The organism is Bacillus sp. L75, from assembly GCF_003676355.1.
Taxonomy (GTDB): Bacteria; Bacillota; Bacilli; order Bacillales; family Bacillaceae; genus Bacillus; species Bacillus velezensis.
The window spans coordinates 575215-598002 of sequence record NZ_ML064901.1; the positions used below are offsets into that span (position 1 = coordinate 575215).

The window sequence follows — 22788 nt, forward strand, 5'->3', positions numbered from 1 at the left end:
CTCCTCAAGGTTTATAATAGATATCAGCATCCGTTTTTTAAAAAAGGAGGTCTACCTATGAGTGTTCCAGTAACCATCACTGAAGCAGCGGCTTTGCATATAAAAGATATGATGAAAGAGCATGAAGAAGAAAACGCGTTTCTCCGTGTGGGCGTAAAAGGCGGCGGCTGCAGCGGCCTGTCTTACGGAATGGGATTTGAGCACGAAAAAGGCGAAAAAGACAGCATGTTTGAACAGCACGGAATCACCGTTTTGGTCGACAGCGAAAGCCTTGATATTATGACCGGCACGATCATTGACTTCAAACAGTCCATGATGGGCGGCGGTTTCACCATTGACAACCCGAATGCCATCGCTTCCTGCGGCTGCGGTTCATCTTTCCGCACGGCCAAAAACGCCGGTACGCCGGAAGAGTGTTAAGGGTCAACCCGCCATTCTTAGGATGAAAAAATATGACGTCTTTCTTTCCGGTGGCGCTTGCACCATTGTTAAAAAAGGCGTTTATCTGTTTAATAAAAGGAAAACCCGCTCAACAGAAGCGGGTTTTCCTTTTTCAAAGAGGTTATTCGATTGTATGTTTCATAGCATGGTACATATTTGCCGTATGTTCATCGGCTTTATCCCGTGACATGCGCAGCCGTTCTTCTGAAGAACCATATCCGATTTCTTGTTTGCCCTCTTTCAGTCCTTTAAAAATCCCATCAGCGAATTCATCCAGCGGTTCTCCTTGAGTATGCAGCCCTGCTCCGCCTAAATCTGTATTCACCGCCGGAGGCGCAACTTCAATCACTTCTACAGATGAATCAGAAAGCTGATGTCTCAGACTCATTGTAAATGAATGAAGCGCCGCTTTCGTTGCTGAATAGATCGGTGCAATGGCAAGCGGTGTAAAAGCCAATCCCGAAGAGACGTTAATGAAAGCCGCATCTTCTTTTCCGGCAAAAAACGGAGCGAACAGCATAGACAGGTGGAAGGGAGCTTCAATGTTCGTTGTGATTTCTTTATTGAAATAGTCCCAATTGTCCTTCGCATCCGCTTTCAGCACATGAAAACGTTGTTGAATCCCCGCGTTGTTTACTAACACATTCACTTCCGGATAATTTTCTTTCACCCAATCAAACAGTGATATACGTTCAGATGGAATGCTCAAATCACTGACATATGTAATAAGATCCGGGAATGTTTCCTTTGCTTTTTGAAGAGCGTGCTCACGCCGTCCGGTCACGATGACTTTATTTCCCGCTTTTAAAAACCGTTCTGCGAAAGCCAATCCTATTCCGGCATTTCCGCCTGTAATCAGTATTGTATTTCCCGTCAGTTTCATATTAACTCCTCTTTTCCGATTGTTTTTACATTTCTTTGTCACATTTCAGCTTTGATCCAATCAATATATTCATCCCGCAAATAGGCATGAAATAAGACAGCAGTGATTCTGTAAAATTGATTTTAGATCATCGGGAAACCCGCCAAAACTATTCTTTCCTTGTCACAATATGATGATACGGCTTAAAGCACGGTTTAAGTCAACAAAAGAACCTTGTGCTTCCGTTTCGGTTACTCACATCAGACATAGGTCACGAAAGGAAAGGTGAACGTAAAGTCTTGGAATTTTCTTAATGCGATAAAGCGTACCGTATCACATGGGTGAGAGGCAATTAAAAAAACGTTTCTGATCAAAACAAAAGGACGGCGATGCATATGCAGGAAGGAAACAGCGTTGATATCAGGCCGCTCAGCTTGAATGATGCAGAGCAGGAACTGGTTTTGCAGACGGAAAACCGCATGTTTTTTGAACGGTTTGCCATGACGAGACAAGAGGATTTTTATACGCTGGAAGGCCGGAAAAAACGAATTGAACAATCACTGAAGAATGCAGAAAATGATACTGAATACAGCTTCGGCATTTTTCTTCAGGATCAGACCCTGATTGGCACGATCAGCCTTTTTCAGGTGGTTCGGGGTTCCCTCCAAAGCGCTTTTATCGGTTATTTTTTAGATGGCAAATATAACGGAAAAGGCTATGCGACGAAGGCTGTTAAGCTGGCAGTCGAATATGCATTCAATGAGCTGGAACTGCATCGGATAGAAGCCGGAGTTATGCCGAACAATAAGGCGTCAATCCGGGTGCTCGAAAAAGCTGGCTTTCATAAAGAAGGCATTGCGAGAAAAAATGTAAAAATAAATGGAAAATGGGAAGATCATCAGGTGCTGGCGATCATACATCCGGAGGATACATGACGATATCCTCCTTTTTTATATCCTGCGTCTCTTTCGACAGATTCTTCCTAAAACTTCAAATCAATTGTCTAAATCATACTATTTGCAAATTCGAAAAAAAATAAAGGGTACATAGCACCAAAAACTCTGAAAGTTGTGCTCTTTGTCAACGCGTTCTAAAGTCATATTTTTCGAAAGGATATTGATTTTTTGATAGGATTAAACTAAATTGTAAAAGTATAGAATAGTTAATTTATTTTGTAAGAAAAGGATGATAATATGATAGGTCAATTGAGCAATAAAAAAATATTTTTAAGTTCTTTTTTCATCATTTTGATCTGTTCATTACTCTTCCAATTCAGTATTTCAGATAAAGTTCTGCAGTCGTATTATTCTTCCGTCGGAGAAAATACCTACGATATCGGGGAGAAAAGTGTTCGTACGATTGTCATGTTTCTGCAAGGGTTTATGATCTTCACAACTTTTGTGGAAATTCTGATAGGCGGATTTCTGTTATTCGTTGCCGCTTTTATTCTCGGTACAAAAAAACCGAAAAAAATATATTTGCTTCTATATACGCTGACTTCTTTAATCTCGGCATTTAAAATGTTGATTCTTTCAGTTGTTAACTACTTAACGGCTGATTCCTCGCTTATATATTCTGCCGGCGGCACCAGCTTGAGTCTGCAGCTGCTGGATCCATTTCTGCTCATATCAATCGCGGCTCTTTATGCTGCTGCGGGAAAACTGACCGATCTCAGTAAAGGCAAGAGAATCATTTTGACTGGATGTTTTGTTTTACTAAAACTCTTTACTATTTTCTTAAACTATTTTATGGCGGATAAAATTTAGCTCGGGAGAGAGTCAATTAAGCTGAATTTTATTATAAATTAAAAAAACAGAGTAGGGAGATGTTATGATGAACTTAGTAAAATCTAATAAAAAGTCTTTCATTTTGTTTGGCGCGGCTCTTGCTGCAGCAACATTGGTTTATGCACTATTATTAACGGGAACTGAATTAAACGTGGCGGCGGCTCATGCATTCTCAGCCAATGCTGAATTAGCTTCTACTCTCGGCATCTCTACAGCAGCAGCTAAAAAAGCAATTGATATTATTGATGCGGCATCAACAATTGCTTCTATCATTTCTCTTATCGGTATCGTTACAGGCGCAGGCGCGATTTCTTATGCAATCGTTGCAACAGCAAAAACAATGATTAAGAAATACGGCAAAAAATACGCAGCTGCTTGGTAAAATCGATCAATAAATAATTGCTCTTTTTGTACAAGCTGCAAAAAGAGCCTCTCTCCCAAATACATATGTAAGGATTGAAAGTATGATAGTCAAACAAATTGCGGCTCTTATCAAATATAATACCCTGTCATCGTTTCGAAAAAGAAAGGAAGATTGGGGCATTCCTCAACTCAACAGCAAACTGCTGTCTGCCATTATTATTTCTCTGTTATGTTTATATCTCGTTTTCCTGGGATGCGGTGTTGTATTCGGGACAAAACTGATTCAGCTGCCCCTCAGCGCATGGGGGCAATTTGTTTTAATCGCCGTTTCACTTGAGCAGCTTTTTTGGGCTGCCGGCTTCTTTAAAGAACATCACAATGCCTTTCTGCTGGATACGCGCAAGGTCATTCATCAATTAAAAAAGGTTCGTTTTTTACAGCTGTTTTCTGTTTTTGCCGGCCAGGCGATCAAAAAAACCATTTTCGTATGGTATCTTTTTGTTTTTCCGGTCTTTTTATTTTTATCAAGCGCAGGCATGACCGGGTCTGCGGCGGTCATCGTATTTTTCTTGGGCTTCGTTTATTTTCTTCTCAATTTATTTTTATCTATGCTGTTTTCTTATGTTGTTTATCTTCTTACAAATATGTGGAGCAAATTGTTTTACTTGAAAATCATGAAAGGCATTTTATTCAGCGTCAGCCTGCTGGTTCCGCTTGCAGTCGGGTATGCCGTTTATCTTCTCGTGTTTGGGGAGTATACCGCAAAGGATATTTCAAGCTTTACGGAGTCACCGGCTTTCCGGAACATCCTCATGAATACGCCGTATGTATGGTTAGCATTCCGCTCACATTCCGTGCTCGTTTTCGCTGCGGTGTTTGCGGCCGCCGTCCTTTTAACGGCGGGGATGTTTAAACTATGGTCGGCCACGCTGAAGAAAATGGACCTTATTCCTTATATGTTTTTGACAAATGCAGATTTTGCGCCAAAGCTGAAATTATATAGAAATAACAAAATATTTCATGCCGTTTTTCAAAAGGATCTGCTGTTTTTATCTAGAATTGACGGGTTTTTTATCAGGAACTTCGGCAGTATGCTGTATTTGTTCATGCTGTTTTTAGGTTTTTGTATTCCGCTTCTATCGCATCATTTTATCGGGTATTCGGCAGCCGCCATCGTGTCTGCGGCGGTTATCATTGCGAACTTTTCGTATCAGCTCGTCGGAGATGCGCTCAAAACAGTATTATCAGTTGACGGAGAAATAAAAAATCAGCATCTGTTTCACCGAAATATCAAACATGCGTGGCAGCTGGTGTTTCCGAAAGTATGTATTTATAATCTCGCCGCTCTTATCTATTCGTTCATCATCACCATTTTGATTACGGTGTTTTTTCCGTCTTCCGCTGCGCTGACGATTTACTTGTTTATTGTGTTTTTATGTTCGGGTTTTTTATACAGTCTTGTCCAGATTTCAAGCACCGCCCTGTATCCTAAGAAAAACTGGGAGCATATGTACGAAATTGGAGAAGCGGGGAAAGCAAAGACGTATAACAACTTATACGGGTCTTTCATTTTCATTGTGTCGCTTCAAATCGCTGCGATCACGTCGTATTTTATCTATAAAAAGCCGGAACTTGAAACGATGCTTATTCATTCTGCATCAGGTATTTTTGTCCTGTTCACACTATTAAACTATGGAGTCATGTTTCTGTTTCTTCGCAGAATCAATATGGCGGAAAGGTTTGCGAACAATGATTAAATTAGTGAATATACAAAAAAACTATAGTGAAAAACAGGTGTTGAAAGATATTTCGTTTGAGGTGAAAAAAGGCTCAATTTATGCTTTGCTGGGGACTAATGGAGTCGGGAAAACAACGACTTTGAAAATCATTTCGGGCCTGCTTAAACCGACTTCAGGCAGCGTCATGATTGACGGTAAGGAACTGGATTCAGAAGAGGGGGGGCAAATATCGGCTGATATCGGTTTTGTGCCCGACCATGCCTTTTTATATGATTATTTAACGGGAGTCGAATACTTGCGTTTTACAGCGGAAATGTTTCAAGTGCCGTCTCAGCGGACAAATGAGTATATAAAGAATATGTTAGAGACGCTGAAGCTTGCTCAAGACGGAAATCAGCTGATTAAAACATATTCACATGGAATGAAACAAAAATTATCAATTGCGGCCGCGCTCATTCATCAGCCAAAGATATTAATTCTTGACGAACCGCTGACGGGCATTGATTTAATCAGCGGTAAAACGATACGGACGTTATTAAAGGAATACGTCAAACAGGGACATACGGTCCTGTTATCGACTCACTTGCTGGAGCTGGCGCATTCGCTGTGCGATACGATCGGTATTATACATGAGGGCGTTTTTGCGGCGGAGTATCAGTCATCCGAGCATTCATTAGAAGAGATTGAAAAATTGGCTGAGAGTATCTATACATGATGAACCGAATGTTGCCGGCAATCAGAACGTCCGCCATTCCGTTAACCGCGTCATTGCTGTTTTTTTCAGGCGGTGTGATCGCTGCGTTTTTTTCCGATCACTTTGTTTCAACCGCGTCTTACAACGGCTCGTCAGGCGCGGTTGAACTGCTGAAAAACAATGCAATCGCTTGTCTGTTTTTAGCCGCGGGTTTTTTTACCTTTGGGTTGACCTCAATCTTTTATTTATTCACCAACGGGTTTATTTTAAGCGGCTCTATTATAGAAAATCTGCATAGCGGGGTTCCTTTTTATCAGATTTTTTTACTGCTAATTCCTCATGGTATAATTGAAGTTCCTGCGTTATTATTAAGTGGCGCCATTGGTTTTAAGGGCGTTGAATTGGTCATCAGGCTGTGTTTTTCTAAGGAAAAAAAGATAATAGCTTCAATGTTCAGGCATATTGGAATATTGGTGCTGCTTATTATTTGTCTGCTGATCGCCGCTGCCATTATTGAAGCTTACATCACACCAATTTTTAAGTAAAAGGGGCAGAAATCATATGAGAAGTAAATTATCATTAATCGGTGTGCCGATTGTTATGATTATCGGTTATATCATTTCTTTATCCTTTGAGTGGCTGTTTCCTGTTCTTACTTTTGGGGTGGCAGGACTATATCTCTTTATATTTGCTCCGGTGCAAAATAAATTCATTCGTTACATCTTTTTGTTTATTTTTGTGATTAATCTGTTGGCCAGTGCGGCTCTTTATTTCGGTATTTAATAAAAAAATGACATTCATATTGAATGTCATTTTTTTATTTTTTTTTGCGGCTCTGCTGCGTGTTAAAATCTGTCGCCGTTGAAAATAGAGTTTTTTACGATCACGTAGTCGACATTGCGGATGGCTTCGAGTGTATTGCCGCCGGCGTAAGAGATGGAAGATTGCAGATCCTGCTCCATTTCAACCAGCGTGTCCTGTAAAGACCCTTTATGTTCGACATGCATTTTTTTGCCTTCGACGTTTTTCTTTTCGCCTTTTTGAAATTCAGAAGCGGAGCCGAAATATTCTTTGTACAGCTTGCCGTCGATTTCGATCGTTTGTCCCGGTGATTCTTCGTGGCCGGCGAATAATGATCCGATCATGACCAAGGATGCGCCGAATCGGATGGATTTCGCAATATCGCCGTGCGTGCGGATGCCGCCGTCAGCAATGATCGGTTTGCTCGCCGCTTTTGCGCACCAGCGAAGCGCGGCTAATTGCCACCCGCCGGTTCCGAAGCCGGTTTTAATTTTGGTGATGCAGACTTTCCCGGGGCCGATTCCCACTTTTGTCGCGTCGGCGCCCGCGCGTTCCAGCTCCCTTACGGCTTCAGGCGTCCCGACATTCCCTGCGATGACAAAGCTTTCCGGGACATGTTCTTTAATAAATTGAATCATGCTGATCACGGCATTGGAATGGCCGTGCGCGATATCAATGGTAATATAATCCGGCACAAGCTCCTGTGCTTTCAGCTCCCGGATGAATTCATAATCATTTTCCTTCACGCCGACACTGATGGAAGAAATCAGTCCGCGCACTTTCATATCCCGGACAAAAGCCAGGCGTTTTTCCGGCTCGAAGCGGTGCATGATATAAAAATACCCGTTTTCCGCGAGCCAGGCCGCGATGTTTTCATCTATTATCGTCTGCATGTTGGCCGGCACGACCGGAAGTTTAAACGTGTGTCCGCCCAATGTAACTGATGTATCACATTCAGATCGGCTGTCCACAATGCATTTTGCAGGAATCAGCTGAATATCTTCGTAATCAAATACATTTTCCATATATAACACCCCTAAAAGCGAATAATAGAATTGAATAAAATTAAAATGTTCGTCTTTTTATAATGTACTTTGTTTTGTCAGGAATGTCAAATGATTTCATGCTGCCTCATATGCGGTCAGCTTGTCATCCATTTGCAGTTTGGTTATCATAGTAGTATTGGGTGTTGTAAGACATTTGTTACGATAGATAGATTTGCAAAGAAGGGAGGGGCCGGTGTGGAACAAAAACAGCCCGGGCACAGCCCGAAAGCCCAGAAAATTCAGGACCGGATTATTTTAGGCACGATTTGGGTCGTGTCGGCGCTTGTCATTGCGCTCGTTGTCGGAACCGTCATGAATTATATTTGGATGTTTAAATAAAAAAGAGTCTGTGCCGGTATGACACAGACTCTTTTTTATATTATTTTTCAAACATGCTTGTAGAATGCATTGGCTGGACACGCGCTTTCGGGTCCATGTAGGCCTTCGCGTTGTTCACGGCTGTCGGAGCTTCGCCGAAACCGCTGGCGATCAGCTTGACTTTGCCTTCATATGTGCAGATATCTCCGGCGGCAAAGAAGCCTTCAATATTCGTTTCCATCGTGCTTTTGACGACGATGGAATTTTTCTCGATGTCAAGGCCCCAGTTTTTAATCGGGCCGAGAGAAGAAACAAAGCCGTAGTTTACGATCAGGTCATCAATTTCAATGATTTCTTTACGGTCGCCTTTCACTTCTTCGAGAACGAGCTGTTCGATCCGGTCTTCACCGACAAGTTCAGCGGGAACAAACGGTGTCAGCACGTTGACTTTAGAATTATGCAGGTTTTCGACACTGTGCTCATGCGCGCGGAATTTATCACGGCGGTGGATGATGCTGACTTCTTTCGCGATCGGCTCAAGCATGAGCGCCCAGTCAACCGCGGAATCGCCGCCGCCCAGAACGGCAACGCGTCTGCCTGCGAATTGATTGAGGTCGTCAATGAAGTAGTGAAGGTTTTTGCCCTCATATTGTTCCGCTGATTCCAGCTCAAGCTTTCTCGGCTTAAATGCGCCGTTTCCCGCGGTGATAATAACCGTTTTTGAATAATGCGTTTCTGAATTCGTGACAAGCTTAAACACACCGTCCGCCTGTTTTTCAACAGATTCAACGGCCTGCTCTAAGCAGATGGTCTGATCGAACTTTGCCATTTGCTCTTTTAAATTGTTCACAAGTTCTTGGGCGCGGATTTTCGGGAATCCGGCTACATCATAAATATATTTTTCAGGGTACAGCGCGCTGAGCTGGCCGCCAAGCTGAGGCAGGCTCTCGATGATTTTGACGCTCGCCTGTCTCATTCCCCCGTAAAAAGCGGTAAACAGGCCGACCGGGCCGCCGCCGATGACCGTAATATCATAAACCTTTGAATCCTCTTGCATACCAAATTGCCTCCTAATTGAAAATTGTTATTAATTATAACATACAATTTAAAAGGATGACGAGTGCCGAAAACCGCCCGGCCGCTTCATTCTTGAAAAAAATTGCGGCCGCCGCTAATATGGGGACAAATTCCAATCTGTTTTTTCCTGAATGTTTTCTGATTCTTCCGGATAGTATGGTGATATGCAGACATGTGCGGTTTTCTAAAAAATTTTATATTTCATTTCATAAAATCCCGCCAATAAGCTGAAGCTAATACAAATGTTGATTTGATTATGCGTCTAACAGCAAAAAAAAGAAGGTGGATGTGATGGCATTGAATAAACCCAAAATCGTGGTTTTAGGTGCAGGTTATGGTGGATTAATGACAGTAACAAGGCTTCCGAAGCATATCGGGGCAAATGACGCTGACATTACTTTGGTCAATAAACACAATTATCATTATGAAACGACATGGATGCATGAAGCGAGCGCAGGAACGCTGCATCATGACCGCTGCAGATATCAAATAAAAGATGTAATCAATGAATCACGGGTCAAATTTGTGCAGGATACGGTAAAAGCGATAGATGTGCAAAATAAAAAGGTGACGCTTTCACAAGGGGACATCCCTTATGATTATCTTGTCATCGGGCTTGGCGCCGTCCCTGAAACATTCGGGATTAAAGGCTTAAAAGAATTCGCTTTTCCGATCGCGAATATTAATACGTCGCGCCAGCTGAAAGACCATATTGAGCTCCAATTTGCGACATACAATACGGAGGCCGAAAAACGCCCTGACCGCTTAACCATCGTTGTCGGCGGAGCGGGCTTTACGGGAATTGAATTTCTCGGTGAGCTTGCGAACCGCAAGCCGGAGTTATGCAGATATTATGATATAGATGAAAGTCTTGTCCGGATCGTCTGTGTCGAGGCCGCCCCGACGGTTTTGCCGGGATTTGATCCGGAGCTTGTCGATTACGCCGTTCAATACCTTGAGAGCAAAGGCGTTGAATTTAAAATCGGCACCGCGGTTCAAGAATGCCGCGCAGACGGTGTCACAGTCGGCAAGAAAGATGAAGAGCCGGAAGAAATCAAATCACAGACCGTTGTCTGGGCCGCGGGCGTGCGCGGACATCCGATCGTGGAGGAAGCGGGTTTTGAAAATATGCGCGGCCGTGTCAAGGTCAACCCTGATCTTCGGGCGCCGGGACATGATGACGTTTTTATACTCGGCGACAGCTCGCTCTTTATCAATGAAGAGACGGAACGGCCGTACCCGCCGACTGCTCAGATCGCGATGCAGCAAGGAGAAACGGTCGCCAAAAATCTGGGCGGTTTGATTAAAGGAGGCCAGCTTGAAGAGTTCAAGCCTGACATTAAAGGAACCGTTGCCTCCCTCGGTGAGCATAACGCCGTCGGAGTCGTATACGGCAGGAAGCTCAAAGGCACGCCGGCGTCCTTTATGAAAAAGGTCATTGACAACCGCTCGCTCTTTATGATCGGCGGGCTGGGCCTGACGCTGAAAAAAGGGAAGTTTAAATTCTTCTGAAAACCCGCGGCCGCGGGTTTTCTCTTCTTTTAAAAAAGAGCGCTATCAAAAGAATGTAAAAGAAAAAAATGAATGTTTTCGCTTACATGAGTTATTTTGTTACATATTCTGACTTGGTGCTTGACAAGTAAATATGATATATTATCAGAAAATTAAGAAAAAGGGTGATCCGCATGAAAACGACAGCAAAAAGCACGGCGGCGTGTCCGTTCTGCTCAGGTAAAGGGTATTTTCAATTGCTTCTTGGCGGCTCCGAAACATGTCCCTCCTGTCAGGGAAGCGGCAAAGAGAGACGCTGATTTTTCCAGACGTTGACTTTTTTACCGCCCCCGAGGTACACTGAAAGTGCTGTAGGGGGTGGATGTTTGTGATTAGTTTGCCGGTCGTCCTGATCTCAATCGTACTATTTTTTGTACTGTTTTTCGGCATAGGCTTTCTGTTGAACATGCTGCTTAGAATGTCGTGGATTATGGCTGTTGTCTATCCGATTGTATGCCTTTTCATTATCAGCAATAAAAAGATGATCAGTTACGTGCAGGCGCCGGGGGAATCCTTTCAAAGCCTGTTTCAGCGCATCATGTCATTAGCGGTTGCGGATGTCGTGATTTTGGCGGGCGGACTGGCGGGAGCCATCATGTCAGGCATTGCCATAAAGGCGCTCAGAAAAAGAGGATATCAAATGTTTTAAGCCGCTTTCTTATTCGAGAAAGCTTTTTTTGTGCCGCGGCGCTTTTTGTATAGCACCCCACCGAGTTGGGAACAATGACTCGGAGGAGAGTGATTTCAGATTGACGATAATCAGACGCGTATTCATGATCGTGCTCTTTTTGGGCGCATGCCATGCGACATACTTTTCCATAACGGGTGTTGAAGCAAAGGATCTGACAAATTGGATGGCGGAACATCGCGGCGCCGTTTTGAAAAACATCGGCACTCCGTTTCAATCCTTACAGAATCAGCCGGAAAAGAAGGCATCAGGCAGGGTAAAATCGCTGGAAGAAGCTTTTGACTGGGAACGCTATCCGTCACAAAAGGTGACGGCCACCGGTTATACCGCCGGAGCGGAATCTACCGGAAAATCTCCGGGGCATCCGCAGTACGGAATTACATATTCAGGCGTGAAGGTCAAACGCGATTTATATTCAACTGTTGCGGCCGATCCGTCTGTTTTCCCGATCGGGACGATTCTGTTTATACCGAATTACGGATACGGGGTTGTCGCCGATACCGGCTCAAAAATTAAAGGAAGCCGCCTTGACCTCTACTTTGACACCGTCAAGGACGTCTATAACAATTGGGGCAAAAAAACACTTGATGTCTACATGATTAAAAAAGGGAACGGCACAGTGACCGAGGACGAACTTGTAAAGCTGAACGAAACCAAGTCGATGCAAGTGTTCAGAAATCAATACAAAACGGTAAAAGAATAAAAACGCTTCAGCATCCGCTGAAGCGTTTTTTACATAAAGAAATAATCTAAAATCAATGTCAGCACAATACCGGTGACGCCGCCGAAGAACACTTCAATCGGCTGATGGCCGAGCAGTTCTTTCAGTTTCTTCTGTTTTTCCTTCTCTTCCGCTTTCTGAAAGTCCTTCGCTTCGCTGACAAACCGATTAAAGTCGATGACCAGTTTATTAATGACCGTCGCCTGTTCACCCGCATGCCGCCTGACACCTGTAGCGTCGAACATCGTAATGACGGCGAAAATCGCGGCGACTGCAAACAGGGGCGAGTCCAGCCCCTGTTCCAAAGCGACTCCGGTTGACAGCGCAGTGACGGCGGCGGAATGGGAGCTCGGCATGCCGCCGGTGCTCGTCACAAGAGACCAGTCAAGTTTTTTGGATACGATAAATTGAATAGGCACTTTTACAACTTGGGCAAAAATAATGGCGGCAAAACTCGCCAGTAAAGGAAAATTCATAAGTACATCCATATGCAACATCCTTTCTGTATCTGCTGATTCCGATCGTATCGAAAAACTGCAGAAAACGCCCTTAGTTTGGTAAAATAAAATCAATGAAAAATGTTTTTTCATTATACCACTTTACATAACAAATACCCACATAAGGAGTGTGTACTCATGTTTTATGCATCTGATCAACTGCGGCATCCCGAAACACTGGTCATCGGTCTTTTTCAAAAAAGCACGCTGAACGGATTTACGAAGGAATTGGATGATAAATTGGACGGTCATCTGACCCAGCTGTTAAAGGATGGTGATGTGTCCGCCAAACGCAATCGTGTATCAAAAGTATACCCTCCGGCTGCGACCGGTATGAAACGTATTTATTTTATCGGCCTGGGAAGAGAAGCGGATTATTCGTTTGAAGATACGAAAGAATGCTTTGCACGAGTATTTCAGCAGATTCATCAAGATAAAAAACAGGAAGTATCCGTTTTGCTCGATACATTCGTCTCCGGGGAAGTGCCTGCCGCCGATGCCGCTCATGCGCTTTCAGAAAGCTGTCTGCTTGCGGTTTACGAAGTGCAGGATTATAAACATAAATCGAATGAGCCGGATCAGGAACTGAAATCAGTCTGCGCCGTGACCGAAGAAGACCTGAGGGAAGTGCAGGCCGGCCTGAACGTCGGAGCGGCATACGGCCAAGGGACGAATTCAGCCCGCACGCTTGTGAATATGCCGGGTAATATGCTGACGGCCACTGATTTGGCGTCATATGCCGCTGAGCTGGCGGCAAAATACGATTTCGAGTGTGAAATTTTAGAAAAAGATGAAATGGAAGAGCTCGGCATGGGCGGGCTGCTTGCTGTTAACAAGGGCTCATCCGAACCGCCGAAAATGATCGTTCTGAAGTATCAGGGCAAAGATCAGTGGGAAGACGTCATCGGCCTGGTCGGTAAAGGAATTACCTTTGATACGGGCGGATATTCAATTAAGCCGAAAACCGGCATCGTCGGCATGAAAAGCGATATGGGAGGGGCCGCCTCGGTATTAGGGGCAATGGAGATTATCGGCGAACTGCGGCCTGAACAAAACGTGCTCGCCGTCATACCGTCTACGGACAACATGATTTCGTCCGATGCGATGAAGCCGGATGATGTCATCGTTTCGCTCAGCGGAAAAACCGTTGAGATCCTGAACACCGATGCGGAAGGGCGTCTCGTGCTTGCCGACGGCATCACTTACGCCAAGCAGCACGGAGCCTCTGTCCTTGTAGACGTCGCAACGTTAACGGGCGGTGTCATTGTCGCCTTAGGGAACGAAATGACGGGCGCCATGACCAATCACGCCGCGTTTTATGAACAGGTGGCGGAATCGGCGAAAGAATCCGGCGAGCCGATCTGGCAGCTTCCGATTACAGAAAAGGATAAAAAACGGGTGAGAAACAGTCAGATGGCTGATTTGAACAATTCTCCGGGAAGAGAAGGCCACGCGATTATGGCGGGGGCATTCATTGGTGAATTCGCGGAAAACACGCCGTGGGTTCATCTCGATATTGCGGGAACCGCAACGGCGAATAAAGCGACATGCTTCGGCCCTGCCGGCGCAACAGGCGTCATGGCAAGGACGTTGGCTGTTTTGACTGAGCGCTTTACGCCCGAAAGATAACAGTATCCCGCTGCCTTGATGCAGCGGGTTTTTTGATTTCCAAAATCTTTAGTTGACTAAAGCGCAGAATATATGGTAACTTTAATTATCTACTACATTAGCAAACTAAAGGATTTTGGAGGGACTCATCAATGAATGCTGTTGTTGTCGCAGTATTGCTTATGCTCGTCTTAAGCCTGCTGCGTGTCAATATTATTATAGCTTTAATGATCGGCGCGCTTGCCGGCGGGCTGACCGGCGGCTTAGGCCTCGGAGAGACGGTGAAGGCTTTTACGGACGGTCTCGGCGGAAATGCCACCGTCGCAGTCAGCTACGCGCTGCTCGGAGCATTTGCCGCGGCGCTGACAAAGACGGGGCTTCCCGATGCAATGGTGGAAGCGTCTGTCAAACTAATCGGAAAAAAGGAAGATTCGCGGAAAAAAGCACTGTCAAAAGTATTAATCGTACTGATTATTTTAATCATATCCTGTTTCTCGCAAAACGTGGTGCCCGTTCACATTGCGTTTATTCCTGTATTGATTCCGCCGCTTTTAAAAATATTTAACGAACTTGAAATAGACCGCAGACTGATCGCGTGTGTGATGACATTCGGACTGACTGCGCCTTATATCGTTCTGCCTGTCGGATTCGGACAGATTTTCCAGGGGATGCTGAGAGATAATATGGCGTCAGCCGGTTTAAAGGTGCCGCTCAGTGATATCCCGTATGCTTTAATCATCCCGACGGCCGGGATGGCGGTCGGTTTAATTTTAGCCGTCATCGTCTTCCGGAAACCGAAGAAATATGAGACGAAGGAGATTGCCGGACTATCGTCTTCTCCTTATACGAAAAAAAGCATTGCCATCGCCTTGATCTCCATTGCCGTGTCGCTTGCCGTTCAGCTCTATCTGTCACAAGTGCTCGGAGTGGAAGGTATGATTATGGGCGCGCTTGCCGGCTTGTTTACGCTGTTTATCAGCGGAGTCATGAAGCGCAATGAAGCGGATAAGCTGATCACGGACGGCATGATTCTGATGGCTTTTATCGGGTTTGTCATGCTTGTTGCGGCCGGTTTTTCAAATGTATTGAATAAAACGGGCGATGTGGCTTCCTTGGTCAAAGCATCAACAGGCTTTATCGGCCACAGCCAATCATTAGGCGCGCTCCTGATGCTGGTGGTCGGTTTATTAATCACGATGGGAATCGGATCATCATTTGCAACCGTACCCGTCATTACGACCATATTTGTCCCGCTGTGCGCTCAGCTCGGATTCAGTCCGATGGCGACGATTGCCGTAATCGGAGCGGCCGCCGCGGTCGGTGATGCGGGTTCTCCTGCAAGTGACAGTACGCTCGGGCCGACGTCAGGCCTCAGCGCCGACGGACAGCACCACCACATTTGGGATACGTGCGTACCGACATTTATTTTCTATAACATTCCGCTTGTGATATTCGGCTGGATTGCCGCGCTTGTCCTGTAAAAAAAGGCTCCCGGAAAGGGGAGCCTTTTTGTATGCTGAGAACATCTTACGCCGGGTTTCTGCTGAACCCCGTCGCTTTATGAATAGACCTGTAAACGGCAGGCGCGATTGATGCCAATAACAGTGCTAAAACGATATCTTTTATGAAAAACCATATCATGTAAAACCAGGCCATTCCGTAGCTGATCGGAGCATGAAGCCATAATTTCAGCGCAATATACGTATAGGTCGTGCCAATGATATAAATGACGGCGGTACCGATCAAAGAGGCCCATGCATAATGCAGGCGGCCGGGTTTTTTTGTTTTTTCCAGCAGCCATCCGGCTGCAAATGCCGCCGGGATATAAGCGAGAATAAATCCGCCGCTCTTTCCGATAAACGGCGCAAAGCCTGCTGAGAATTGAGCGAAAACAGGCGCCCCCGCGAGTCCGGCCAATGCGTATACCGTCATTGCAATGGCTGCCCGTCTGGCGCCGAGAAGCATCGCGGCTAACAGACAAAAGAAAGGCTGCAGCGATAACGGAATTCCCGCAACTTGCAAAAAAGGAGCCATTGATGTAATGTTGGCGCCGACGGCCATCAGTGCGGCAAACATGCCGATAAGCGCCATATCGCCCGCGCGAAGGTTGCGTTGTTTCATTTGTTTTTCCCCCTTACACTTGTACCAGATTAGCGTAATCGAAGGGTGATTGATTGTCAACAAAGATTTAACACAGGTTTACTAAATGGAGGGAGCCATATGTTTTTCGGGAAAACGAAACAAACAAAACAGTCGGAACGGATTCCGCCAAATCAAAATGTCACAACGAAGTTTCCCGTGCTTCACGCCGGAAATGTTCCTTATTATGAAGATATGTCAAAATGGAATCTGCAAGTGTACGGACTTGTTGACCGTCCTATGCTGTTAAGCTTTGAAGATATCAAATCCTTTCCTGAAGCCGAAGTGAAAAATGATATTCATTGCGTTACGGGCTGGTCCCGTCTTGATAATATCTGGCAGGGAATACGCGCCAAAGACATCGCTGAGAAAGCGGGCGTGCACAAAGAAGCGGGATTCGTCATTCTGCACGCTGAAGAGGGCTGGACGGCCAACCTGCCGCTTTCTGATTTTGCGCGGGAAACATCCCTGCTGGCATATGCGCATAACGGCGAGCCGTTAACGCCAGAGCACGGCTATCCGCTCAGAGGCGTTTTCCCCCATCTTTATTTTTGGAAAAGCGCAAAATGGCTGCGCGGCATTCAGTTCACAAAGGAAAACCACCCCGGCTTTTGGGAGAAAAACGGCTACCATATGAGGGGAGATCCATGGAAGAATGAGCGCTTTACATGGGATTAAGCCCCTATCACTATATAGTTCTTAGGTACCTTATTGAAATAAGGTGCTTTTTTTATATCAAAAATCCATTGACTTTGTTTGGCAAAAAACCTATTATTTGAGGTGTCTTTTGATATTGAAAATCATTATCAATAAGCATAGATAAAGCAATTGCCGCAAAGGGGATGAACACATAATGGACGGAAAACAAATAAAGCGGGGTTTCGCGCCGGCCGGCCGATACGCGGTTCCGGGCACAGAAGTAAGAGAAATGCGCTCAAAAGGAGGCCGTATGTATCGTATCTTTGTCTCTTTTCCTCAGGAAGAACCGCCTGCATCCGGCTTCCCCGTCATATACCTGCTCGATGCGAATTCCGTATTCGGCACAATGGCCGAAGCTTTGCGGGTGCAAAGCCGACGGCCTGAAAAAACAGGCGTTGTTCCGGCGGTGATTGTCGGAATAGGCTACCCGACAGATCAGCCGTTTTCCGCCGAACGTCACAGTGATTTTACGATGCCGCTTTCTGAATCAGAACTGCCGGTGCATCCGCGCGGCGCGGCATGGCCCGAACAGGGAGGGGCGGAAGCGTTTCTGAGTTTTATAGAAGAAGAAGTAAAGCCCGCGATGGAGCGGGATTATCCGATCGACAGAGGCAGGCAGACGATTTTCGGCCATTCGCTGGGCGGTCTTTTTGTGCTGCAAGTGCTTTTGATGAGGCCGGACATGTTCCAGACCTATGTTGCCGGGAGTCCGTCAATTCACTGGAACAAGCGTTTTATTCAGGAAAAAGCGGAACGTTTGTCAGACCGGCTCTCTGCGGAAAATCTTCAAGTCAGCGTATTGCTGGCTGCGGGAGAAATTGAAAAAACACATAAAAGCAGAATCCCGCAGCACGCAGAGGCGCTGTACTCTTTATTATCCGGATTTGAAGATGATGGAGTCCGTGCTGAATACAGCGAGTTTGAAGGAGAGGGCCATATTTCTGTCCTGCCCGTTTTAATCAGCAGGGCCCTGCGTTTCTGCCTGAATCCGGGAGGACCGCATACCCCGTATTCTCCCGCATGAGAAAAAACAGGCCCTTCGAACTAAATGCGGCTGATTCTAATTTTCTAATTGACTGCGTGTTTTGATTTGGATATGATTGTCTTGAATCATAGTTGATAATGATAATCATTATCAATATAGAAAGGGAATGATAATATGGACGCATTGGGAATGAAAGGGAAAACGGCCGTTGTCACCGGCGCCGCTCAAGGCATCGGAGAAGCAACAGCGCTTGCCCTTGCTGAACAAGGCGTAAATGTGGCAGCTATAGATACAAATCAAGACTTGCTTCTCGGGCTTACTGACAGACTTCGGAAAAAAGGCGTGCAGGCGCAGGGATTTGCCGCAGATGTATCTGACAGTGCGGCTGTCAATGATATCATCGCCGCCGTTGAACGCGACATGGGACCTATTGAAATATTGGCGAACGTTGCGGGCGTGCTGCGGCCGGGTCCGGTGCAATCCCTCAGTGATGAAGATTGGGATCAAACATTTTCTGTTAATACGACCGGCGTATTTCATGTGTCACGGGCTGTAAGCCGATACATGATTGAGCGTCAAAAAGGCGCCATCGTTACGGTCGGTTCGAATGCAGCCGGCGTTCCGCGTGCTTCCATGGCGGCTTATGCGGCGTCAAAAGCGGCTGCCGTCATGTTTACGAAATGCCTCGGACTGGAGCTTGCGGCCCATCATATCCGCTGCAACATCGTATCTCCGGGTTCAACGGAAACCGACATGCAGCGGGCGCTGTGGCAGGACGGGAACGGAGCCCGGGACGTCATCAGAGGTTCGCTTGATACATATAAAACGGGAATTCCGCTTCAAAAGCTGGCGAAGCCTTCTGATATTGCAAATGCCGTTTTGTTTCTGGCTTCTGAACAGGCAAACCATATTACGATGCATGATTTATGCGTTGATGGCGGCGCTACTTTAGGCGTTTGATGTAACGAGAAGGAGGGACAAACATGACAAATCAACATTTATTGGCGGAAGTGTCTGCAAAAGAGGTGCTGGACGCTTACAAGCCCGGGGCGTTCTTTTTAGCTTCCCCGAAAAGTACGATGCTTGCGGAAGGAATGTTTGCGGAAGTGCCTGATACAGACGCGGAAAATCAGCTGGATTCACTGCCTGAACGCGTGAGACAGACGCTTCTTGAGGCAAAGCAAGCCGGCATCAAACATCCGATTGCGGCCGGCGCCATTCCTTTTGACGGCAGAAAAGCTTCCCGGCTTTTTGTACCGAAGAATGTCCATACGGCAGGCCCGCTTTCGTTTGCGGAATCTTCCGCAGAAAAGCCGCAATCCAATACATATGACATCCGTCCCGTTCCGGAGCCTGAGGGCTTTATGAGCGGTGTGGAACAAGGCGTATTCAGCATTACGGACGGTCCGCTCAGCAAAATCGTGCTGTCAAGGACGCTTCATCTGACCGCTGAAAAGGATATCGACATTCCACAGGCCGTCAAGCATTTGGCGCAGCACAACCCGCGCGGCTATACATTCGCTGCGGATGTGACGGGAACGTCAGAAACAAGAAAAACGCTTTTCGGCGCAAGTCCTGAACTGCTGCTGTCCAAAAACGGAACATCGATTCTGTCCAATCCGCTGGCAGGTTCCAGACCTCGCAGCACAGATCCCGCCGAGGATCAGAGAAGAGCGGAAGAACTGCTGCAATCAGCAAAAGATCTGCATGAACATGCCGTAGTCGTGGCCGCCGTGGCCGCCGCCCTTAAACCGTTCTGCCGTGTGCTTGATGTGCCGGAAAAACCGTCACTCATTAAAACTGAGGCGATGTGGCACCTGTCCACCGAGGTAAAGGGAGAGCTGCGTGATCCGTCAACGACATCACTTGAGCTGGCCATCGCCCTGCATCCGACACCCGCGGTATGCGGAACGCCGACGGATGCGGCGAGAGAAGCGATTCAGGATATTGAGCCGTTTGACCGCAATTTCTACACGGGAATGGCGGGCTGGTGTGATGCTGAGGGTGACGGAGAATGGATTATCGCACTCCGCTGCGCCGAAGCGGAAACAAGGTCTCTCCGGCTCTTTGCGGGTGCCGGGATTGTCGCCGGATCAAAGCCGCAGGATGAATTGGACGAGACCTCGGCCAAATTCCGCACCATGCTCCGGGCGATGGGGCTTTACCAAGATGAGTTGTAAAAAAGGAGGGAACGGATCGTGCTGACTGGATTTACGCCATGGCCGGAAGAATGGGCTGACAAATACCGAAAAGACGGCTGCTGGAAGGGTGAGACGTTCGGAGGAATGCTGAAAGAGCGCGCGGCTTTATACGGAAATCAAACTGCCGTGACGTGTAAAGATGTACATTGGACCTACAAAGAATTAGATGAAAGGGCAGATCGTTTAGCGGCGGGGCTGCATAAGCTCGGAATTCAAAAGGAAGACCGCGTTGTCGTTCAGCTGCCGAATATCGCTGAGTTTTTTGAAGTGATTTTCGCGCTGTTCCGGCTGGGAGCGCTGCCCGTTTTCGCGCTGCCTTCTCATAGAAGCAGTGAGATTACGTATTTCTGCGAGTTTGCAGAGGCGAAAGCATACATCATTCCTGATATGCATTCAGGTTTTGATTACAGGGCGCTTGCCAGACAGGTGAAAGACAAACTTCCGGATTTGGCGCATGTCATTGTGGCCGGCGAAGCTGAAGAGTTTCAAGAACTGAGCAGCCTGCATAGAGAGCCTGTTCAGCTGGAAGATATAAGCCCGGCGGAAGTCGCCTTTTTACAGCTTTCAGGAGGCAGTACGGGGCTGTCCAAGCTGATTCCGCGAACACACGACGATTACATATACAGTTTGCGCATCAGTGCGGAAATATGCGGCTTGGATCATCACAGCGTTTATTTGGCCGCTCTGCCGACAGCGCATAATTATCCGCTCAGCTCGCCAGGTGTGCTGGGAACTTTATATGCCGGGGGCCGGGTTGTTCTGTCACCGACGCCGAGTCCGGATGACTGCTTCCCGTTAATTGAAAAAGAACGTGTCACGATTACAGCGCTCGTCCCGCCGCTTGCGATGGTGTGGATGGACGCATCCGGTTCGCGAAGTGATGATTTATCAAGCCTTCAAGTGCTGCAGGTGGGAGGCGCCAAATTCAGTGCTGAGGCGGCCCGCCGCGTGAAGAGCGCTTTCGGATGCACCCTTCAGCAGGTTTTCGGAATGGCGGAAGGATTGGTGAATTATACGAGACTGGATGATCCTGAAGAGATCATTGTCAATACGCAAGGCAGACCGATGTCCCCTTTTGATGAGGTAAGGGTTTTAGACGATGACGGGCGGGATGTCGCCCCCGGTGAAGCGGGACATTTGTTTACACGCGGCCCTTACACGATTCGCGGATATTATAAAGCGCCTGAACATAATGAAAGATCATTCACAGCCGACGGATTTTATCAGACCGGCGATATCGTCAAACTGACGGCGGACGGCTATATCATCGTCGAAGGGCGTGCGAAAGATCAAATCAATCGGGGCGGTGAAAAAATAGCCGCTGAGGAGGTGGAAAATCACCTTCTTGCGCATCCTGCCGTTCATGACGCGGCCATGGTTTCAATGCCGGACGATTTTCTCGGGGAGCGATCCTGTGTGTTCGTCATCCCGAAAGGAGAAGCGCCGAAACCGGGAGAGCTGAAAGCATTTTTACGTGAGCGCGGATTAGCGGCATATAAAATCCCCGACCGGATTGAATTTATCGCTTCTTTCCCGAAAACCGGCGTCGGCAAGGTCAGTAAAAAGGATCTTCGCGAAACGATCGCCCAAAAAGTAAAGCCGGCTGAAATCAAACAATCTTAAAAAAGGAAGTGTTTACATTGGCTATACCGTCTATTCCCGCATATGCGCTGCCGACAGCGTCAGATATGCCTGAAAATAAAGTATCTTGGACGCTGAATCCGAAACGCGCGGTGCTTCTGATCCATGACATGCAGAATTATTTCGTCGATGCTTTTGCGAAAGGTGAAGCTCCGATCACAGAGGCGTCTCAGAATATCAAAAAAATAAAAGAGCAATGCAAAGCACTCGGCATTCCGGTGGTGTATACCGCACAGCCGGGCAGCCAAGACCCGGCGGACCGTGCGCTGCTGACGGATTTTTGGGGGCCGGGGCTAAAAAGCGGGCCTTATGAAGAAAAGGTCATTCCGGAGCTTGCCCCGGATGATCAGGACATTGTCCTCACAAAGTGGAGATACAGCGCGTTTAAACGGACGAATCTCCTTGAGATCATGCGTGAAAGCGGCAGAGACCAGCTCATGATTACGGGAATTTATGCACACATCGGCTGTCTCGTCACAGCCTGTGAAGCATTTATGGATGATATCCAAAGCTTCTTTATCGGAGACGCCGTTGCTGATTTTTCTTCAGAAAAACATAAGATGGCCATCGAATATGCGTCTCAGCGCTGCGCTTACACAGCTTTGACAAACGAAGTGCTGGAGCTGCTGGGCGGCGCGCCGGTTTCTGGAGGAGAAGAGAAGGTTTCCGCCGTATTGACAAAAGACCGGGTGCGGGAACAAATTGCGGCGATTCTTCAAGAATCACCGTCTGATATTTCGGATCATGAAGACCTGCTGGACAGAGGTCTTGACTCCGTCAGAATCATGAGCCTTGTCGAACAATGGCGCCGTGACGGAGCTGAAGTGACGTTTGTGGAACTGGCGGAGAACCCGACGCTGGAAGAGTGGTGGAGACTTCTTTCTTCCCGATCTCAAAAAGTCTTGCCGAACGCAGATTATTTATAAAGGG

General features: G+C 46.7%; 26 protein-coding genes. 21 read left to right on the forward strand and 5 right to left on the reverse strand.

The window, feature by feature from the left end; all coding sequences use genetic code 11:
- The first annotated feature begins 57 nt into the window (after positions 1–57).
- Positions 58–420, forward strand: a complete 363-nt coding sequence (locus D5S11_RS03025; RefSeq protein ID WP_003151967.1) for a HesB/IscA family protein — start codon at positions 58–60, stop codon at positions 418–420.
- A 142-nt stretch (positions 421–562) separates the two neighbouring features.
- Here D5S11_RS03025 and D5S11_RS03030 read toward each other — a convergent pair whose 3' ends face one another.
- Positions 563–1324, reverse strand: coding sequence for an SDR family oxidoreductase (locus D5S11_RS03030; protein WP_007408717.1), 762 nt, complete (start codon positions 1322–1324; stop codon positions 563–565).
- 374 nt (positions 1325–1698) lie between these two features.
- Here D5S11_RS03030 and D5S11_RS03035 point away from each other — a divergent pair, with 374 nt between their 5' ends.
- From D5S11_RS03035 to D5S11_RS03065, 7 genes are all read left to right on the forward strand, one after another.
- Positions 1699–2238: a GNAT family N-acetyltransferase gene (locus tag D5S11_RS03035; RefSeq protein ID WP_032867147.1), complete on the forward strand. Its 540-nt coding sequence runs from the start codon at positions 1699–1701 to the stop codon at positions 2236–2238.
- A 258-nt stretch (positions 2239–2496) separates the two neighbouring features.
- The gene (locus tag D5S11_RS03040; protein ID WP_007408715.1) at positions 2497–3069 is read left to right on the forward strand and encodes a hypothetical protein; all 573 of its coding nucleotides are present in this window, start codon (positions 2497–2499) and stop codon (positions 3067–3069) included.
- 67 nt (positions 3070–3136) lie between these two features.
- On the forward strand, positions 3137–3472 hold the full coding sequence (locus D5S11_RS03045; RefSeq protein WP_003151973.1) for an uberolysin/carnocyclin family circular bacteriocin: 336 nt from the start codon (positions 3137–3139) through the stop codon (positions 3470–3472).
- 82 nt (positions 3473–3554) lie between these two features.
- Positions 3555–5210, forward strand: coding sequence for a hypothetical protein (locus tag D5S11_RS03050; RefSeq protein WP_007408714.1), 1656 nt, complete (start codon positions 3555–3557; stop codon positions 5208–5210).
- Positions 5203–5907 (forward strand): ABC transporter ATP-binding protein, encoded by a 705-nt coding sequence (locus tag D5S11_RS03055; protein WP_012118340.1) that lies wholly within the window; start codon positions 5203–5205, stop codon positions 5905–5907. Before D5S11_RS03050 ends, D5S11_RS03055 begins: the two co-directional genes overlap by 8 nt.
- The gene (locus D5S11_RS03060; RefSeq protein ID WP_108724747.1) at positions 5904–6431 is read left to right on the forward strand and encodes a stage II sporulation protein M; all 528 of its coding nucleotides are present in this window, start codon (positions 5904–5906) and stop codon (positions 6429–6431) included. Before D5S11_RS03055 ends, D5S11_RS03060 begins: the two co-directional genes overlap by 4 nt.
- Before the next feature lie 16 nt (positions 6432–6447).
- Positions 6448–6669, forward strand: a complete 222-nt coding sequence (locus tag D5S11_RS03065; protein WP_003151978.1) for a DUF5970 family protein — start codon at positions 6448–6450, stop codon at positions 6667–6669.
- Between the two features lie 62 nt (positions 6670–6731).
- Here D5S11_RS03065 and guaC read toward each other — a convergent pair whose 3' ends face one another.
- Complete coding sequence (guaC, locus tag D5S11_RS03070) at positions 6732–7712, reverse strand: GMP reductase (RefSeq protein WP_047936092.1); 981 nt, start codon at positions 7710–7712, stop codon at positions 6732–6734.
- A gap of 216 nt (positions 7713–7928) precedes the next feature.
- Here guaC and D5S11_RS19815 point away from each other — a divergent pair, with 216 nt between their 5' ends.
- Entirely contained in the window at positions 7929–8072 is a 144-nt protein-coding gene (locus tag D5S11_RS19815; protein WP_003151982.1) for a hypothetical protein, read from the forward strand.
- A gap of 40 nt (positions 8073–8112) precedes the next feature.
- Here the strand turns inward: D5S11_RS19815 and yumC are convergent, their stop codons facing one another.
- Positions 8113–9108, reverse strand: coding sequence for a ferredoxin--NADP reductase 2 (gene yumC / locus D5S11_RS03075; RefSeq protein WP_020956286.1), 996 nt, complete (start codon positions 9106–9108; stop codon positions 8113–8115).
- Positions 9109–9419: 311 nt separating this feature from the next.
- Here yumC and D5S11_RS03085 point away from each other — a divergent pair, with 311 nt between their 5' ends.
- The 4 genes from D5S11_RS03085 to D5S11_RS03100 all read left to right on the forward strand — a co-directional run bounded on the left by D5S11_RS03085 (position 9420) and on the right by D5S11_RS03100 (position 12070).
- The gene (locus tag D5S11_RS03085) at positions 9420–10640 is read left to right on the forward strand and encodes an NAD(P)/FAD-dependent oxidoreductase (protein WP_012118337.1); all 1221 of its coding nucleotides are present in this window, start codon (positions 9420–9422) and stop codon (positions 10638–10640) included.
- A 173-nt stretch (positions 10641–10813) separates the two neighbouring features.
- Positions 10814–10939: a YuiA family protein gene (locus tag D5S11_RS03090; protein WP_007408708.1), complete on the forward strand. Its 126-nt coding sequence runs from the start codon at positions 10814–10816 to the stop codon at positions 10937–10939.
- A 68-nt stretch (positions 10940–11007) separates the two neighbouring features.
- Entirely contained in the window at positions 11008–11328 is a 321-nt protein-coding gene (locus D5S11_RS03095) for a YuiB family protein (protein ID WP_003151989.1), read from the forward strand.
- Between the two features lie 100 nt (positions 11329–11428).
- Positions 11429–12070: a 3D domain-containing protein gene (locus D5S11_RS03100; protein WP_108724748.1), complete on the forward strand. Its 642-nt coding sequence runs from the start codon at positions 11429–11431 to the stop codon at positions 12068–12070.
- A 29-nt stretch (positions 12071–12099) separates the two neighbouring features.
- Here D5S11_RS03100 and D5S11_RS03105 read toward each other — a convergent pair whose 3' ends face one another.
- Positions 12100–12576 (reverse strand): divergent PAP2 family protein, encoded by a 477-nt coding sequence (locus D5S11_RS03105; protein ID WP_021495380.1) that lies wholly within the window; start codon positions 12574–12576, stop codon positions 12100–12102.
- 147 nt (positions 12577–12723) lie between these two features.
- On the opposite strand from D5S11_RS03105, the gene D5S11_RS03110 reads away from it, so the two are divergent.
- Together D5S11_RS03110 and D5S11_RS03115 are read left to right on the forward strand one after the other, a co-directional pair.
- On the forward strand, positions 12724–14214 hold the full coding sequence (locus D5S11_RS03110) for a leucyl aminopeptidase (protein WP_108724749.1): 1491 nt from the start codon (positions 12724–12726) through the stop codon (positions 14212–14214).
- A gap of 131 nt (positions 14215–14345) precedes the next feature.
- Positions 14346–15674, forward strand: a complete 1329-nt coding sequence (locus D5S11_RS03115) for a Na+/H+ antiporter NhaC family protein (protein ID WP_007613482.1) — start codon at positions 14346–14348, stop codon at positions 15672–15674.
- A 46-nt stretch (positions 15675–15720) separates the two neighbouring features.
- Here D5S11_RS03115 and D5S11_RS03120 read toward each other — a convergent pair whose 3' ends face one another.
- On the reverse strand, positions 15721–16314 hold the full coding sequence (locus tag D5S11_RS03120; RefSeq protein WP_007408702.1) for a biotin transporter BioY: 594 nt from the start codon (positions 16312–16314) through the stop codon (positions 15721–15723).
- A gap of 99 nt (positions 16315–16413) precedes the next feature.
- On the opposite strand from D5S11_RS03120, the gene D5S11_RS03125 reads away from it, so the two are divergent.
- From D5S11_RS03125 to D5S11_RS03150, 6 genes are all read left to right on the forward strand, one after another.
- Complete coding sequence (locus tag D5S11_RS03125; protein ID WP_007408701.1) at positions 16414–17010, forward strand: sulfite oxidase-like oxidoreductase; 597 nt, start codon at positions 16414–16416, stop codon at positions 17008–17010.
- Positions 17011–17185: 175 nt separating this feature from the next.
- Positions 17186–18055 carry an alpha/beta hydrolase gene (locus tag D5S11_RS03130; protein ID WP_020956282.1) on the forward strand — a complete coding sequence of 290 codons (870 nt, stop codon included), beginning with the start codon at positions 17186–17188 and terminating at the stop codon, positions 18053–18055.
- A gap of 135 nt (positions 18056–18190) precedes the next feature.
- Positions 18191–18976: a 2,3-dihydro-2,3-dihydroxybenzoate dehydrogenase gene (locus D5S11_RS03135; protein ID WP_020956281.1), complete on the forward strand. Its 786-nt coding sequence runs from the start codon at positions 18191–18193 to the stop codon at positions 18974–18976.
- A gap of 23 nt (positions 18977–18999) precedes the next feature.
- Positions 19000–20196, forward strand: a complete 1197-nt coding sequence (dhbC, locus tag D5S11_RS03140) for an isochorismate synthase DhbC (RefSeq protein ID WP_007408698.1) — start codon at positions 19000–19002, stop codon at positions 20194–20196.
- 18 nt (positions 20197–20214) lie between these two features.
- Positions 20215–21840 carry a (2,3-dihydroxybenzoyl)adenylate synthase gene (locus tag D5S11_RS03145; protein WP_039063535.1) on the forward strand — a complete coding sequence of 542 codons (1626 nt, stop codon included), beginning with the start codon at positions 20215–20217 and terminating at the stop codon, positions 21838–21840.
- A 17-nt stretch (positions 21841–21857) separates the two neighbouring features.
- Complete coding sequence (locus tag D5S11_RS03150; protein ID WP_032869788.1) at positions 21858–22784, forward strand: isochorismatase; 927 nt, start codon at positions 21858–21860, stop codon at positions 22782–22784.
- The last annotated feature ends 4 nt before the right edge of the window (positions 22785–22788 follow it).

Excerpts from the sequence above, each read along its gene's own strand:
- D5S11_RS03045 (WP_003151973.1), top strand. The coding sequence starts at position 3,137 with ATGAACTTAGTAAAATCTAATAAAAAGTCTTTCATTTTGTTTGGCGCG.
- D5S11_RS03105 (WP_021495380.1), bottom strand. The coding sequence starts at position 12,576 with ATGGATGTACTTATGAATTTTCCTTTACTGGCGAGTTTTGCCGCCATT.
- guaC (WP_047936092.1), bottom strand. The coding sequence starts at position 7,712 with ATGGAAAATGTATTTGATTACGAAGATATTCAGCTGATTCCTGCAAAA.
- yumC (WP_020956286.1), bottom strand. The coding sequence starts at position 9,108 with ATGCAAGAGGATTCAAAGGTTTATGATATTACGGTCATCGGCGGCGGC.
- D5S11_RS03120 (WP_007408702.1), bottom strand. The coding sequence starts at position 16,314 with ATGAAACAACGCAACCTTCGCGCGGGCGATATGGCGCTTATCGGCATG.
- D5S11_RS03125 (WP_007408701.1), top strand. The coding sequence starts at position 16,414 with ATGTTTTTCGGGAAAACGAAACAAACAAAACAGTCGGAACGGATTCCG.
- dhbC (WP_007408698.1), top strand. The coding sequence starts at position 19,000 with ATGACAAATCAACATTTATTGGCGGAAGTGTCTGCAAAAGAGGTGCTG.
- D5S11_RS03135 (WP_020956281.1), top strand. The coding sequence starts at position 18,191 with ATGGACGCATTGGGAATGAAAGGGAAAACGGCCGTTGTCACCGGCGCC.
- D5S11_RS03065 (WP_003151978.1), top strand. The coding sequence starts at position 6,448 with ATGAGAAGTAAATTATCATTAATCGGTGTGCCGATTGTTATGATTATC.
- D5S11_RS03090 (WP_007408708.1), top strand. The coding sequence starts at position 10,814 with ATGAAAACGACAGCAAAAAGCACGGCGGCGTGTCCGTTCTGCTCAGGT.
- D5S11_RS03030 (WP_007408717.1), bottom strand. The coding sequence starts at position 1,324 with ATGAAACTGACGGGAAATACAATACTGATTACAGGCGGAAATGCCGGA.
- D5S11_RS03050 (WP_007408714.1), top strand. The coding sequence starts at position 3,555 with ATGATAGTCAAACAAATTGCGGCTCTTATCAAATATAATACCCTGTCA.
- D5S11_RS03025 (WP_003151967.1), top strand. The coding sequence starts at position 58 with ATGAGTGTTCCAGTAACCATCACTGAAGCAGCGGCTTTGCATATAAAA.
- D5S11_RS03115 (WP_007613482.1), top strand. The coding sequence starts at position 14,346 with ATGAATGCTGTTGTTGTCGCAGTATTGCTTATGCTCGTCTTAAGCCTG.
- D5S11_RS03130 (WP_020956282.1), top strand. The coding sequence starts at position 17,186 with ATGGACGGAAAACAAATAAAGCGGGGTTTCGCGCCGGCCGGCCGATAC.
- D5S11_RS03035 (WP_032867147.1), top strand. The coding sequence starts at position 1,699 with ATGCAGGAAGGAAACAGCGTTGATATCAGGCCGCTCAGCTTGAATGAT.
- D5S11_RS03060 (WP_108724747.1), top strand. The coding sequence starts at position 5,904 with ATGATGAACCGAATGTTGCCGGCAATCAGAACGTCCGCCATTCCGTTA.
- D5S11_RS03055 (WP_012118340.1), top strand. The coding sequence starts at position 5,203 with ATGATTAAATTAGTGAATATACAAAAAAACTATAGTGAAAAACAGGTG.
- D5S11_RS03040 (WP_007408715.1), top strand. The coding sequence starts at position 2,497 with ATGATAGGTCAATTGAGCAATAAAAAAATATTTTTAAGTTCTTTTTTC.
- D5S11_RS03110 (WP_108724749.1), top strand. The coding sequence starts at position 12,724 with ATGTTTTATGCATCTGATCAACTGCGGCATCCCGAAACACTGGTCATC.
- D5S11_RS03085 (WP_012118337.1), top strand. The coding sequence starts at position 9,420 with ATGGCATTGAATAAACCCAAAATCGTGGTTTTAGGTGCAGGTTATGGT.